This is a genomic window from Streptomyces sp. NPDC050625, assembly GCF_040654755.1.
Classification (GTDB): domain Bacteria; phylum Actinomycetota; class Actinomycetes; order Streptomycetales; family Streptomycetaceae; genus Streptomyces.
On sequence record NZ_JBFAIQ010000033.1, the window covers coordinates 15,778 to 29,512 of the forward strand.

General features: G+C 71.8%; 13 protein-coding genes. 11 read left to right on the forward strand and 2 right to left on the reverse strand.

Features of this window, described 5'->3' with window-relative positions; translation table 11 throughout:
• Positions 1–25: 25 nt before the first annotated feature.
• Genes gatC through gatB form a run of 4 tightly spaced genes read left to right on the forward strand, consistent with a single transcriptional unit; the run spans position 26 to position 3,588 of the window.
• On the forward strand, positions 26–322 hold the full coding sequence (gene gatC, locus AB0I54_RS40295) for an Asp-tRNA(Asn)/Glu-tRNA(Gln) amidotransferase subunit GatC (RefSeq protein WP_067164579.1): 297 nt from the start codon (positions 26–28) through the stop codon (positions 320–322).
• A gap of 3 nt (positions 323–325) precedes the next feature.
• The gene (gene gatA, locus AB0I54_RS40300) at positions 326–1,819 is read left to right on the forward strand and encodes an Asp-tRNA(Asn)/Glu-tRNA(Gln) amidotransferase subunit GatA (RefSeq protein WP_363301301.1); all 1,494 of its coding nucleotides are present in this window, start codon (positions 326–328) and stop codon (positions 1,817–1,819) included.
• Positions 1,816–2,058: a hypothetical protein gene (locus tag AB0I54_RS40305; protein ID WP_363301302.1), complete on the forward strand. Its 243-nt coding sequence runs from the start codon at positions 1,816–1,818 to the stop codon at positions 2,056–2,058. Before gatA ends, AB0I54_RS40305 begins: the two co-directional genes overlap by 4 nt.
• A 15-nt stretch (positions 2,059–2,073) precedes the next feature.
• Positions 2,074–3,588, forward strand: coding sequence for an Asp-tRNA(Asn)/Glu-tRNA(Gln) amidotransferase subunit GatB (gatB, locus tag AB0I54_RS40310; RefSeq protein WP_363301303.1), 1,515 nt, complete (start codon positions 2,074–2,076; stop codon positions 3,586–3,588).
• 49 nt (positions 3,589–3,637) lie between these two features.
• Here the strand turns inward: gatB and AB0I54_RS40315 are convergent, their stop codons facing one another.
• Entirely contained in the window at positions 3,638–4,459 is an 822-nt protein-coding gene (locus tag AB0I54_RS40315) for a methyltransferase domain-containing protein (RefSeq protein ID WP_363301349.1), read from the reverse strand.
• A gap of 204 nt (positions 4,460–4,663) precedes the next feature.
• On the opposite strand from AB0I54_RS40315, the gene AB0I54_RS40320 reads away from it, so the two are divergent.
• From AB0I54_RS40320 to AB0I54_RS40350, 7 genes are all read left to right on the forward strand, one after another.
• Complete coding sequence (locus AB0I54_RS40320; RefSeq protein WP_363301304.1) at positions 4,664–5,017, forward strand: hypothetical protein; 354 nt, start codon at positions 4,664–4,666, stop codon at positions 5,015–5,017.
• A gap of 203 nt (positions 5,018–5,220) precedes the next feature.
• The gene (locus AB0I54_RS40325; protein ID WP_363301305.1) at positions 5,221–7,449 is read left to right on the forward strand and encodes an MMPL family transporter; all 2,229 of its coding nucleotides are present in this window, start codon (positions 5,221–5,223) and stop codon (positions 7,447–7,449) included.
• On the forward strand, positions 7,427–8,002 hold the full coding sequence (locus tag AB0I54_RS40330; protein ID WP_363301306.1) for a GNAT family protein: 576 nt from the start codon (positions 7,427–7,429) through the stop codon (positions 8,000–8,002). The genes AB0I54_RS40325 and AB0I54_RS40330 overlap by 23 nt, the downstream gene beginning before the upstream one ends.
• Positions 8,003–8,037: 35 nt before the next feature.
• Entirely contained in the window at positions 8,038–8,580 is a 543-nt protein-coding gene (locus tag AB0I54_RS40335; RefSeq protein ID WP_363301307.1) for a hypothetical protein, read from the forward strand.
• Positions 8,581–8,774: 194 nt separating this feature from the next.
• Positions 8,775–8,963 (forward strand): hypothetical protein, encoded by a 189-nt coding sequence (locus tag AB0I54_RS40340; protein WP_363301308.1) that lies wholly within the window; start codon positions 8,775–8,777, stop codon positions 8,961–8,963.
• 161 nt (positions 8,964–9,124) lie between these two features.
• Positions 9,125–12,220: an AAA family ATPase gene (locus AB0I54_RS40345; protein WP_363301350.1), complete on the forward strand. Its 3,096-nt coding sequence runs from the start codon at positions 9,125–9,127 to the stop codon at positions 12,218–12,220.
• Positions 12,221–12,256: 36 nt separating this feature from the next.
• A complete protein-coding gene (locus tag AB0I54_RS40350) occupies positions 12,257–12,442 on the forward strand; it encodes a DUF6191 domain-containing protein (RefSeq protein WP_363301309.1) in 186 nt (61 codons plus the stop codon).
• Between the two features lie 8 nt (positions 12,443–12,450).
• On the opposite strand, the gene AB0I54_RS40355 is transcribed toward AB0I54_RS40350, so the two are convergent.
• Entirely contained in the window at positions 12,451–13,599 is a 1,149-nt protein-coding gene (locus AB0I54_RS40355) for a PQQ-dependent sugar dehydrogenase (protein WP_363301310.1), read from the reverse strand.
• Between the last annotated feature and the right edge of the window lie 136 nt (positions 13,600–13,735).

Here is a 13,735-nt window from a genome sequence, read left to right on the forward strand (position 1 = left end):
AACTCTCACCCCAGAGGATCGCTGCATGCCTGGCATCACGCGCGAGGAGGTCGCCCACCTCGCCCGGCTGGCGCGTCTGGAGCTGAAGCCCGAAGAACTCGAACACTTCGCAGGCCAGCTGGACGACATCATCGGCGCGGTCGCACGCGTCAGCGAGGTCGCCGACCAAGACGTACCGCCGACCTCTCACCCGCTCCCGCTGACGAACGTCATGCGCGCGGACGAGGTCCGTCCCTCGCTCACCCCCGCCCAGGCGCTCTCCGGCGCCCCGGCCCAGGAGCAGCAGCGTTTCAAGGTGCCGCAGATCCTGGGGGAGGACTGATCCATGACGGACATCATCAAACTCACGGCCGCCGAGACCGCCGAGAAGATCGCCTCCGGCGAGCTCACGGCCGTCCAGGTCACCGAGGCCCACCTCGCCCGGATCGAGGCCGTCGACGAGAAGGTGCACGCCTTCCTGCACGTCGACCGCGAGGGCGCCCTGGCGCAGGCCCGTGCCGTCGACGAGAAGCGGGCGAAGGGGGAGAAGCTCGGGCCGCTGGCCGGCGTCCCCCTCGCGCTCAAGGACATCTTCACCACCGAGGGCGTTCCCACGACCGTCGGTTCGAAGATCCTCGAAGGCTGGATCCCGCCGTACGACGCGACGCTCACCAAGCGGCTGAAGGCCGCCGACGTGGTCATCCTCGGCAAGACCAACATGGACGAGTTCGCCATGGGGTCCAGCACCGAGAACAGCGCGTTCGGGCCGACCGGCAACCCTTGGGACCTCACCAAGATCCCCGGCGGCTCCGGCGGTGGCTCCAGCGCCGCCCTCGCCTCCTTCCAGGCCCCCCTCGCCATCGGCACCGACACGGGCGGCTCCATCCGCCAGCCGGCCGCCGTCACCGGCACGGTCGGCGTGAAGCCGACCTACGGCGCGGTCTCCCGGTTCGGCATGGTCGCCTTCTCGTCCTCCCTCGACCAGGGCGGGCCCTGCGCCCGTACGGTCCTGGACGCGGCGCTCCTGCACGAGGTGATCGCCGGACACGACCCGCTGGACTCCACCTCCATCGACGCCCCGGTGCCGCCGGTGGTCGAGGCCGCCCGCAACGGCAGCGTGCGGGGCATGCGGATCGGTGTGGTCAAGCAGTTCCGCGGCGAGGGCTACCAGGCCGGCGTCATCCAGCGCTTCGACGAGTCCGTCGAACTGCTGAAGGAGCTGGGCGCCGAGATCGTCGAACTGGACTGCCCGTCCTTCGACCTCGCCCTTTCGGCGTACTACCTGATCGCCCCGTCCGAGTGCTCGTCCAACCTCGCCCGCTTCGACGGCCTGCGCTACGGCCTGCGGACCGGCGACGACGGCAGCCACTCGGCCGAGGAGGTCACCTCCCTCACCCGTGAGGAGGGCTTCGGCCCCGAGGTCAAGCGCCGCATCATGCTGGGCACGTACGCGCTGAGCTCCGGCTACTACGACGCGTACTACGGCTCCGCCCAGAAGGTCCGCACGCTGATCACGCGCGACTTCGAGAAGGCCTTCGAGCAGGTCGACGTCATCGTCTCCCCGACGACGCCGACCACCGCCTTCGCGATCGGCGAGCGCGCCGACGACCCGATGGCGATGTACCTCGCCGACCTGTGCACCATCCCCACCAACCTGGCGGGCAACGCGGCCATGTCGCTGCCCTGCGGCCTGGCCCCGGAGGACAACCTCCCGGTCGGTCTGCAGATCATCGCCCCGGCGCTGAAGGACGACCGTCTTTACAAGGTCGGCGCCGCTGTCGAGGCCGCGTTCGTGGAAAAGTGGGGTCACCCGCTGCTGGAGGAGGCTCCGTCGCTGTGAGCAAAGCACTGTCGAAGGCCAAGGGCTTCAAGAAGTCCAAGTCCGGTACGTACCTGTCGATGGCCACGACCGCGTTCGGCGCGATCGGTGTCACCAAGCAGATCAAGAAGGCTCGCGCCGAGCACGACACGCTGCGGCTCATCGACGCCACCGTCTCCGCGGTCGCGATCGTCACCGGCCTCGCCATCCTGTGCCGCGAGCTGAAGCGGCTGGGCGACGACGACGTCCTGCTGGGCTGAGAGGGAAGTTTCACCGTGACCACCACGACCGACCTGGTGTCGTACGAGGACGCGCTGGCGTCGTACGACCCCGTCATGGGCCTTGAGGTCCATGTCGAACTCGGCACCAAGACGAAGATGTTCTGCGGGTGTTCGACCGAGCTGGGCGCCGAGCCCAACTCGCAGACCTGCCCGACCTGCCTCGGCCTGCCCGGCTCGCTCCCGGTCGTCAACGCGACCGGCGTCGAGTCCGCGATCAAGATCGGTCTCGCGCTGAACTGCGAGATCGCCGAGTGGTGCCGCTTCGCCCGGAAGAACTACTTCTATCCGGACATGCCGAAGAACTTCCAGACCTCCCAGTACGACGAGCCGATCGCCTACAACGGCTACCTCGACGTACAGCTGGAGGACGGCGAGACCTTCCGCGTGGAGATCGAGCGCGCCCATATGGAGGAGGACACCGGCAAGTCGACGCACGTCGGCGGCGCCACCGGCCGTATCCACGGCGCGCAGCACTCGCTGCTGGACTACAACCGCGCCGGCATCCCGCTCATCGAGATCGTCACCAAGCCGATCGTCGGTGCCGGGGAGCGCGCTCCCGAGGTCGCCCGGGCGTACGTCCGTGAGCTGCGCGAGCTCATCAGGGCGCTCGGCGTGTCCGAGGCCCGTATGGAGATGGGCCAGATGCGCTGCGACGTGAACCTGTCGCTGATGCCCAAGGGCGGGGACAAGTTCGGCACGCGCTCCGAGACGAAGAACGTCAACTCGCTGCGTTCCGTGGAGCGTGCGGCCCGCTTCGAGATCATGCGGCACGCGGCCGTGCTCAGCGGCGGCGGCACGATCGTCCAGGAGACCCGCCACTTCCACGAGGACACCGGGTCGACGACCTCGGGCCGAGTGAAGGAGGAGGCCGAGGACTACCGGTACTTCCCGGAGCCCGACCTCGTCCCGGTGGCCCCCTCCCGCGAGTGGGTCGAGGAGATCCGCGCCGCGCTGCCGGAGATGCCGCTGGCCCGCCGCACCCGTCTGCTGGCGGAGTGGGGCATCACGGCCACCGACATGCAGGCGATCCTCAACGCCGGCGCGCTGGACCCGATCGTCGCCACGATCGACGCCGGTGCCGACGCGGCCTCCGCCCGCAAGTGGTGGATGGGCGAACTGGCGCGCAGCGCCAACGAGTCGGGCAAGGCGCTCGACGAGCTGGCCATCGCGCCCGAGCAGGTCGCCCGGATCGCCCAGCTCGTCTCCTCCGGTGACCTCAACGACAAGCTGGCCCGTCAGGTCATCGAGGGCGTCCTCGCGGGCGAGGGCACCCCGGACGAGGTCGTCGAGAAGCGCGGCCTGAAGGTCGTCTCCGACGAGGGCGCGCTGACGGCCGCCGTCGAGGAGGCCATCGCCGGCAACCCGGGCATCGCCGACAAGATCCGCGGCGGCAAGGTGGCCGCGGTGGGCGCCCTGGTCGGCGCGGTCATGAAGGCCACCCGCGGCCAGGCCGACGCGGCCCGCGTCAAGGAGCTGATCCTGGCGAAGCTGGGCGTCGGCGAGGGCTGAGTCCCGTGTGCAGTACGGCCCCGGAGGCGTCGCCTCCGGGGCCGTACGGCTACTTCCGGCGTCCCACGACCCGTACGAAGCCCAGTGCGCGGCCCTCGTCCGCGCGGAGCATCTCCGCGCACCGGCCCGCCATCCGGACGTGGAACTCGTCCGTGCTCTCCTCGGCGACCACCTCGCACCACAGCAGCCAGTCGCGCCAGCCGTCCGGCTGCCAGTCGGCCGCCTCGACCTCGACGGCCCCGCCGCGCGTCCAGTGGCGCCGCCACCACTCGGGGGAGTGGAAGCACCAGAAGTCCGGCTCCCACCACGGCGCGAGATGCGTCGGAGGCTCCGTGCCCGCCGGCTCCTCCCGAAGTGCCGGTACGACGACCCCGATCCGCCCGCCGGGCTTCAGCAGCCGGGTCGGTGTGGGCAGATACAGATCGTTCGTGCCGAAGTACTGGTAGGCGTCGACGGAGACGATCGCGTCGAACGTCCCCTCGCCGAAGGGCAGGGCGTGCGCCTCGGCGTGCACGGGCAGCACCCGGTCGGCGACACCGGCCTCGGCGATCCGAGCGGCGTTGTCGTCGGGCTTCACCCACAGGTCGGCGGCGACGACCTGGACGTCGTACTCCCGGGCGAGGAAGACGGAGGTCATGGCGCGGCCGCAGCCCAGGTCCAGGACGCGCGCCCCGGGGCGCAGGTCCGCCAGGCCGAGCGCGGGGGCCAGCCACTCCAGCAGCCACAGGGCGTGCGGGCCCATCTGGTTCTCGATGGTCCAGCGGACGTCGTAGCGGTCGCTGCGCGGGTGGCGGGGATCGGTCAGGCGGTCAGCCAGCGCGCTGTCGGAGGTCTCGGAGGTCTCGGGGGTCTTGGATGTGGCGTCGGACATGCTGTCGGACATCGGTGAACGGGCTCCTTGAGTCCTTCGTACGGGAAAGGTATGCGTAGGAGCTCGGTCGGACCGTCAAACAACGCACCTGCTTCGGTCGGCGGCGAGGTGCCGGCTTCCGGGACTGCGGACGCCGGGACGCTAACAGCGCTTCCCGCTCCCCGCACCCGGATTGTTCAGGCACACGTACTACGCTCGCCCGCCATGAGTGGACGCACGGATTCCGATACCCGAACCGAGACGGCCGAGGTGGACGGCGCAGCCGGCATGCACGACGCGGACGACGCAGACGAAGACGACGAGGACCCCGCTGTGGAGGCGCGCCGGGCCCGCTGGACGGCGACCGGCACCGGAGCCCTGCTGTCCCTCGCGGGCCTGGCCGCGGCCCTGTTGCGGCTGAGCGGTGCCGCGCCGGTGCTCGTCCCGGCCGCCTACGCCGTCGGGGCCGCCGTGTGCGCGTTCGCCGCGGTGCTCGGCTCCCGGGGCCGTACCCGCCGGGCGCTGTGGCTGCTGATCGTGGGGACGATGATCATGGCGCTCGGGGACCAGTTCGACTGAAGTACCCGGCGCGGCGACAGAGTTCACGGAACTGTCCTGTGACTTGTCTCCCACTCTGGTGAAGAACCCCCGGAACGCGATAAACGATCACATTCGCCTGTAAGAGTGTCCTGCGATTGCTCATGCGTTCTTTGCGGGCTGTTCAGTTCATGGACGATCCTTCCCGGTCAAAGATCCTCAAATCGTCAACTGGGAGCACGTCCGTGGCAGCCCTTGCACGTTGGTGTGTCCGGCACCGCCTGGTCGCCGTTCTGCTCTGGCTCCTCGCGTTCGGCGGGGCCACCGCGGCCGCCGCCGTCACCGGCTCGGCGTACTCCGACGACTACGAGGTGCCCGGCACCGAGTCGGGCCGCGCCGCCCAGCTGCTGCGGGACGGCTTCCCCGGCCTCGGCGGCGACACCGACACCGTCGTCTGGCACACCACCTCGGGCACCGTCCGCGCCGCCGACGTCGAGCAGACGATGACCCGCACCCTCGACGAGATCGCCGGCCTGCCCGGCGTGTCGTCCGTGACCAGCCCCTACGAGGGCCGGGGCACCGGTCGCGTCAGCCACGACCGGCACACCGCGTACGCCACCGTCACCTTCGCCGCCCCGGCCGAGGACATCGACAGGTCCGAGGCCCTGGCCGTCGTCCGCGCCGCCAAGTCCGCCGAGGCCGACGGGCTCCAGGTCGAGCTCGGCGGCAGCGCCGTCGGGCTCACCGAGTCGTCGACCGGGCATGTCGCCGAGGCCGTCGGCGTGGTCGTCGCCGCCGTCGTGCTGTTCCTCGCCTTCGGCTCGCTCGCCGCCTCGCTGCTGCCCATCGCCACCGCGCTGGTGGGCGTCGGCACCGCGTACGCCGCGATCGTGCTGCTCGGGCACGCCATGACCGTCGCCGACTTCGCGCCCATGCTCGGCATGCTCATCGGGCTGGGCGTCGGCATCGACTACGCGCTCTTCATCGTGACGAGACACCGGCGCGGGCTGAAGCGCGGCCTGACCGTCACCGAGGCCGCCACCGACGCCGTCGCCACCACGGGCCGCGCGGTCGTGTTCGCGGGCGCCACCGTTTGCATCGCCCTGCTGGGCATGCTGATCCTGCGGCTGAGCTTCCTCAACGGCGTCGCCGTCGCCGCCTCGCTGACGGTCGTGCTCACCGTCGCGGCCTCCGTCACCCTGCTGCCCGCCCTGCTGTCCTGGATCGGACCCCGCGCCCTGAGCCGCCGGGAGCGGCGCAGGCTGGCCGAGCGCGGGCCGCAGCCGGAGCTGCCAACCGGACTCGCCGCCCGCTGGTCCGCGTTCGTCGAGCGCCACCCCAAGCTGCTCGGCACCGTCGCCGTGGCCGTCATCGCGGCCCTCGCGCTGCCCACGCTCTCCCTCCGCCTCGGCACGTCCGACCAGGGCAACGACCCCAAGGCGTCGACCACCCGACAGGCGTACGACCTCCTCGCCGAGGGCTTCGGACCCGGCGTCAACGGCCCGCTGACGCTGGTCACCCGGGTCGACGGCGCCGCGGACCGGCTCGCCCTCGACAACCTCGACACCACCCTGCGCGAGACCGCGGGCGTCGCCTCGGCGACACCTGCCAGGTTCGACACCGGCGGCGACACCGCCTACCTCACCGTCGTCCCCGACTCCGCGCCCCAGTCGCAGCGGACCAGTGACCTGGTCGACCGGCTGCGCACCGAGGTCCTCCCACGCGCGGAGACCGGCACCTCGCTCGACATCCAGGTCGGCGGAGTGACAGCCGGCTACGACGACTTCGCCGCGGTGATCGTCGGCAAGCTGCCGCTGTTCGTCGGCGTCGTCATCGGACTCGGCTGCGTGCTGCTCCTGCTCGCCTTCCGCTCGCTCGGCATCCCGCTGAAGGCCGCCGCCATGAACATCGCCGCCGTCGCCGCCGCCTTCGGCATCGTCGTCGCGGTCTTCCAGTGGGGCTGGGGCAGCGAACCGCTCGGCCTCGGCCGGGCCGGTCCCATCGAGCCCTTCCTTCCCGTGATCATGGTGTCGGTCCTCTTCGGACTCTCCATGGACTACCAGGTCTTCCTGGTCAGCCGGATGTACGAGGAGTGGCTGGAGACCGGCGACAACCGGCGGGCCGTCCGCGTCGGACTGGCCGAGACCAGCCGGGTGATCAACTCCGCCGCGGTCATCATGATCTCGGTCTTCCTCGCCTTCGTGCTCAGCGGCGACCGCGTGATCGCCATGTTCGGCATCGCGCTGGCCTCCGCGGTCGCCCTGGACGCCTTCGTCCTGCGCACCCTCCTCGTGCCCGCCCTGATGCATCTGCTCGGCGGCGCCAACTGGTGGCTCCCACGCTGGCTGGACCGCCGTATGCCACGGATCAGCATCGAACCGCCCGAGTGCCGCGCCGCCCATGAGAGGCTCACCGAGGCCATGGAGGAACTGACGAAGGAGCGGCGGCAGGATGTACGCGATTTCCCTGGGTGACGACGGCGCGGAGCTGCGCCCCCTGGAGCCCTGGCACGCCGGGGAGTTCCTCGCGCACCTCGACCGGGGGCGGGAGTTCATCGGCCAGTACATCACCTTCGGGGCGCGGGAGACGGACGTGGACTCCGCGCGGGCCCTGCTCACCTCCTACGCCGAGAAGCGCGCCGCGGACAGCGGCAGCCTGCACGGGATCTGGCTGGACGGGAAGCTGGTCGGCGGGGTGCTGTTCCGGACCTTCGACGCCGCACAGGGCAACTGCGAGGTCGGCTGCTGGCTGGAGCCCGCCGCGGCCGGGCGGGGGCTCGTCACCCGCGCGATCACGGTCCTCGTCGACTGGGCGGTCGACGAGCGCGGGATGCACCGCGTGGAGTGGTACGCGGCCTCCGCCAACCGGCCGAGCATCAACGTCGCCCGGCGGCTGGGGATGACCCGGGACGCGGTGCTCCGCGAGAGCCGCCTGCACCGGGGCGTCCGGCACGACATCGAGGTGTGGTCGGTGCTCGCCCCCGAGTGGCGTGCGGCACGCGCGCGTGCGTCCCGCGGCGATCATTAAAAGACCTCTCAGAGAGCCTCCGTACGGTGCGGGGCATGGCAACGAAGACAGTCGACGGTGCCGAGGACGGCACCGAGGTGAAGAACGACGACGCGAAGAGCGATGACGCGAAGCACGACGATCTGAAGAGCGACGACCTGCAGAGCGACGAGACGGCGGTGGAGGTCACCGAGGCCGAGGGGCCTTCCGGCGTCGGCCAGGGCGCCGCCGCCGTCGTCTCCGCCGTCCTGGGCCTCGTCTCGCTCACGGGCGGCTGGATCGGCACCGTGGCCGCCGCCCGCGAGACCTTCATCGGCCAGCTCCGGACCGCGTCGAACGCGGCCGTCGCCAAGCAGATCAAGGAGATGTACGGCGACGCCTGGCACACCACCGCACTGTGGGCCGGCCTGTTCGCCCTCACCGCGCTGATCACCGGTGTCGCCGTCCTGGCCCGGCCCGCGTTCGGCGCACCCGGCAGGCCGCAGGCCCCCTGGATCAAGTCGGTCGCCTGGGCGGGTGTCTCGCTCGGCGTCATCGGCCTGCTCCTGGCCGTCCTCAAGTACTCCGACGCGCTCCTCGCACTGCCGACCACGAGCTGAATCACCCCGTTCACAAGGGGCCTTAGGGCATCCGTAAGCACCTTACGGAGCTTCTGAGGCCCCTTACGCGCGTCCAGGGCCCGGCGCCCGCCCCAAGATGCGGAACTCTCCCGATGTGGCACACCCCCCTGGGCGACGAAGGTGGAGGCATCGCAGAAAGCGAAGCCCGAAACCGAACTCACAGGGGACACACCGTGATCGAGTACGAACTCCAGCGACTCCGTTCCGCCGAACTGCTCCGCCGGGCGGAGGACGAACGCCTCGCCCGCGTGGCCGTACGCGGCCGCCGCGCCGCCCGCCGAGAGGAGGAGGCCCGCCGGGCCGCCACGACCGAGGCCCATACCGACCGCCCGCGCCGGCACCGACTTCCTCGTGCCGCGTGACCGCCCGGACGGGGGAGGACGGCCGTACGGGGGTCGGCCGCCTCCTCCCGTACGGCGGTGGGGAACGCTCCCCGGTCCGCCGTATGCCCCCGGCCGCGACCGGTAATACCAATCCCCTCGCCCTGTGGAAAACGGATGCCGTGGCGTCGGACCCCCGTGCGATGCTCGGACCCGTGGAGACCAGGTCCGTCAGTCCCGTCTTCGTCGGCCGTACCGATGAGTTGGAGATGCTGAACGAAGCGCTCGCCCGTGCCGACACGGGCGAGCCGCAGGCATGGGTGGTCGGCGGCGAGGCGGGCGTCGGCAAGACCCGCCTCGTCGAGGAATTCGCCACCGCCGCCTGCCGCCGGGGCGCCGTCGTGGCGCTCGGCGGCTGTGTCGAGATCGGTGCCGACGGACTGCCGTTCGCGCCCTTCTCCACCGCGCTGCGCGCCCTGCGCCGCGCTCTGCCCGGCGAACTCGCGGCCGCGGCCGCGGGCCAGGAGGAGGAACTGGCCCGGCTCCTGCCCGAGCTGGACGAGGCCGCACCGACCCGGGCCACCGGGCGGCACGACGAGGAGGGCATGGCCCGCCTCTTCGAACTCACCGCCCGACTGCTGGAACGCGTCGCCGCCGACCGCACGGTCGTCGTCGCCCTGGAGGACCTCCACTGGGCCGACGCCTCCACCCGGCACCTCCTGTCCTACCTCCTGCGCACCCTGCGCACCGGCCGCCTCGTCGTCCTCGCCACCTACCGCTCCGACGACATCCACCGCCGCCACCCCCTGCGCCCGCTGCTCGCCGAACTCGACCGGCTGCGCACCGTCCGCCGCCTCGAACTCGCCCGCTTCAACCGCGCCGAGGTCGGCCGCCAGATCGCCGGTATCCTGGCCGCCGAACCGGACCCCGCCCAGGTCCAGGAGATCTTCCGGCGCTCCGACGGCAACGCGTTCTTCGTCGAGGAACTCGCCGTCGCCGCCCACGAGGGCTGCTGCACCGGACTCACCGACTCCCTGCGCGACCTGCTCCTCGTACGCGTCGAGACGCTGCCGGAGTCCGCCCAGCGGGTCGCCCGGATCGTCGCCGAGGGCGGCTCCACCGTCGAGTACCGGCTGCTCGCCGCCGTCGCCCGGCTCGCCGAGGACGACCTCATCGAGGCGCTGCGGGCAACCGTGAACGCCAACATCCTCATCGCCGCACCCGGCGGCGACGGGTACCGCTTCCGCCACTCCCTGGTCCGCGAGGCCGTCGCCGACGACCTGCTGCCCGGCGAACGCTCCCGCCTCAACCGCCGCTACGCCGAGGCCCTGGAGGCCGACCCCACGCTCGTCCCCGCCGACGAGCGCGACATGCGCCTGGCCAGCTACTGGTACCAGGCCCACGACCCCGCCAAGGCCCTGCCCGCCGTCCTGGACGCCTCCGTCGTCGCCCGCCGCCGGCACGCCTACAGCGAGCAACTACGGCTGCTGGAGAGGGCGATGGAGCTGTGGGACACCGCCCCCGAGGACGTACGGACCGCCCTGCGCCCCGTCGACTACACCGACGTCTATCCCCCCTGCGCCTGCGACCCCGCCACCTCACCCCTGCGCTTCCTCGACCTGATGGCGGAGGCCGCCGTCGCCGGGCGGCTGTGCGGGGAGCGCGAGCGGGCCCTGAAGATCACCAAGCGGGCGCTGCGCCTGCTGGAGGACGAGGACGACCTTCCCCCAGGCTCGCAACCGTGTTCCGGCAGCGGAGTCCCCCTCCGTGCGGCCTGGTTCTGGAACCAGCGCTCCAGCCTGGTCCAGGCACAGGGGCGCGGCGACGGCCGGCACGAACTGGCCATGGCCCAGGGCCTGGTGCGCGGTCTGCCGCCCTCAGAGGTGCACGCCGAGGTGCTGAGCAGCGTCGCCAACTGGTCGATGCTGCACGAGCCCGGCCCCGAGGCCCTCGCCGCCGCCGAACGGGCCGTGGAGTACGCGCGCATGGTCGACGCCCGTGAGACGGAGCTGAACGCACGCGTCACGCTCGGCGGCCTCATGGTCGACTCGGGCGCGGTCGAGGCGGGCCTCGCCGAGATGTTCCGGGTCAAGGAGCAGGCACTGAGGGAGGGCTTCCCCTACGTCGCCGGCCGTGCCTATGTGAACCTCCCCTCCGAGCTCGAAGCGGTCGGCCGCTCCCGGGAGGCCACCCCCATCCTGGAGGAAGGCACCCGCTTCACCCGGAAGTTCGGTCTGCTGGGCTCCGAGGCCTGGGTGTGGGCCAACCTCTCCCAGTCTCTGTACTCCCTCGGCCGCTGGGAAGAGGCCGCACGCGCCGCGGTCGACGCGGCCCACCGGGGACCGAGCGCCAAACCGCTCGGCACGGCCGCCATGTGCCTGGCCCATCTCGCCCTGGGCCGCGGCGACCTCGCCGAGGCCGCCCGCCGGCTCGCCGCGGCCCGCGAGCACTTCGGCACCCACGACCCCATGCCCCAGCAGTGGCTGCCCCTCGCCCGCACCGCCGTCGGCGTGGCCGCCGCGGAAGGCCGGCTGCTGGACGCCCGCGCCGAACTGGAGCACGCCCTGGACGCCGGCCTCCCGCCCGGCACGAACCGCTACGCCTGGCCCCTGCTCCTGGCCGCCGCCACCGCCGAGGCCGACGCCCGTACCCTGCCCGCCGCGGAGCCCGGCCGCGCCGAGGTCCTCGACCGGGTGCGCGACACCGCCGGGAAACTCACCACCGGCGCACCCGTCTGGCTCGCCCACGAGAGATGGGTCCGCGCCGAACTCCACCGTGCCAAGGGCACGGACACCCCGGATATCTGGTCGGAGGTGGTCACCTCCTTCGAGTCGCTGGAGCGCCCCTACGACCTCGCCCGCGTCCGCCGGCGCCTCGCCCAGGCCCTGCTCACCGACGGCGGCGACGACGAGCGCGACCGGGCCACGGAACTGCTGCGCCTGGCCCGGGCCGTCGCCGACCACCTCGGCGCCCGCCCGCTGGCCGACTCCGTGGCACTCCTCGCCCAGCGCGCCCGCCTCGGCCTGGACCGCGCCCCGCGGCAGATGCCCGGCCCCGCCGACCCCGTCGAGGCGCTCGGCCTCACCAGCAGGGAACGCGATGTGCTCCGCCTGGTCTCGGCCGGCCGCACCAACCGGCAGATAGCCGAGGAACTCTTCATCTCCCCGAAGACCGCGAGCGTCCACGTGTCGAACATCCTGGGCAAGCTCGGCGTCTCAGGAAGGGGCGAGGCGGCGGCGGTGGCCCATCGGCTGGGGCTGTTTCCGTCCGGCCCGCACCGCGCCAGGACGGCGGGGTGAGTCCGACACCGTGAGGACCGGCATGGGGGAGGCGCCGTGTTCAACATCTTCGAGGAACTGTTCGCACCGGGCCGTAAGCACACCCGAGACGAGCGGAACAGGCTGGAGCTGACCCGGGAGGACGTCGGGGACAACGATCCCGGGCGCGGGCCGATAGACCTCGAATCCGGGAAGGTCGTCGTGCGTCGGCCGGAGCCCTCGGACGAGCCCGTGGAGGAGTAGGCAGACCGTCAGCGCACCTCCAGTTCCAGGATCCGGTCGTCGCCCTTCTTCGGCGTGCCCCGGCCGTCAGTGTTGCTGGTGACCAGCCACACCTTGTGGCCGCCCGCCGCGACCACCGTGCGCAGGCGGCCGTACTCGCCGGTGAGGAAGGCCTGCGGGGCCGCCGAGGTCTGCGTGCCCTTCAGGGGGATGCGCCACAGCCGCTGTCCCTTCAGCGCCGCCATCCAGATGACCCCGTCGACATGGGCGATGCCGCTGGGGGAGGCCTCGTCGGTGTGCCACTGGGCGATCGGGTTGTGGTAGGCGGGGTCGGACGACCTGCCCTCCGCCTCCGGCCAGCCGTAGTTGTCGCCGGGCTTGATCGCGTTCAGCTCGTCCCAGGTGTCCTGGCCGAACTCCGAGGCGAACAGGCGCTGTTTGTCGTCCCAGGCGAGGCCCTGCACATTGCGGTGGCCGTAGGTGTACACGGGGGAGTCGGGGAACGGGTTGCCCGGGGCCGGCGCGCCCTCCGGGGTCATGCGCAGGATCTTGCCGCCCAGCGACTTCTTGTCCTGGGCGAGGCCCCGCTGCCCGCTCTCGCCGGTGCCCGCGTAGAGCATGTTGTCCGGGCCGAACGCGATCCGGCCGCCGTTGTGGATGTAGCCCTTGGGAATGCCCTTGAAGATCGTGTCCGGGGCGCCCAGCTGATCACCGGCGGGCCTGTGCTCGTCGTAGATCATGCGGACGATGCGGTTGTCCGAGGCCGAGGTGAAGTACGCGTAGATCATGTGGTCCGAGGCGTAGTCGGGGGAGAGGGCGATGCCCAGGAGGCCTCCCTCGCCGGCCGCGGACACCCCGGAGACCGTGCCCAGCTCCGTCTTCTTGCCCGTCTTCTCGTCCACCCGGGTGATCGTCCCGTCGTCACGCGAGGACACGAGCAGCCCGCCGTCCGGCAGGGGAGCCAGGCCCCACGGGGTCTTCAGGTCCTCGGTCACGGTGCGCAGCACCTTCACCGAGCCCTTCGCGGGCGGGGTCGGCTCGGTCGCCGCCCCGGACGGGGAGCCGTTGGACGCCGTCCCCTTCGGTGTCGTACTCAGCCCCCCGAACGGGGCTCCCCCTCCTCCGGAGGAACAGCCGGCCGTCAGCAGGAGCGCGGCCGCGGCCACTACGGTCGACACAGCTCGACGTTGCACGATCATCGTCCCTTCGACGCGGCGCCCCGGCGGCGGGTCCTACTTCTCATACACCCGCTCGCACCGTCAGGGTTCCCGATCCCCCGGAATCGAGCGGGTCCGGGCCGTCTCAGTCCCACGA

Excerpts from the sequence above, each read along its gene's own strand:
- gatA (WP_363301301.1), top strand. The coding sequence starts at position 326 with ATGACGGACATCATCAAACTCACGGCCGCCGAGACCGCCGAGAAGATC.
- AB0I54_RS40315 (WP_363301349.1), bottom strand. The coding sequence starts at position 4,459 with ATGTCCGACGCCACATCCAAGACCCCCGAGACCTCCGAGACCTCCGAC.
- AB0I54_RS40335 (WP_363301307.1), top strand. The coding sequence starts at position 8,038 with ATGGCAACGAAGACAGTCGACGGTGCCGAGGACGGCACCGAGGTGAAG.
- AB0I54_RS40320 (WP_363301304.1), top strand. The coding sequence starts at position 4,664 with ATGAGTGGACGCACGGATTCCGATACCCGAACCGAGACGGCCGAGGTG.
- AB0I54_RS40330 (WP_363301306.1), top strand. The coding sequence starts at position 7,427 with ATGTACGCGATTTCCCTGGGTGACGACGGCGCGGAGCTGCGCCCCCTG.
- AB0I54_RS40345 (WP_363301350.1), top strand. The coding sequence starts at position 9,125 with ATGCTCGGACCCGTGGAGACCAGGTCCGTCAGTCCCGTCTTCGTCGGC.
- gatC (WP_067164579.1), top strand. The coding sequence starts at position 26 with ATGCCTGGCATCACGCGCGAGGAGGTCGCCCACCTCGCCCGGCTGGCG.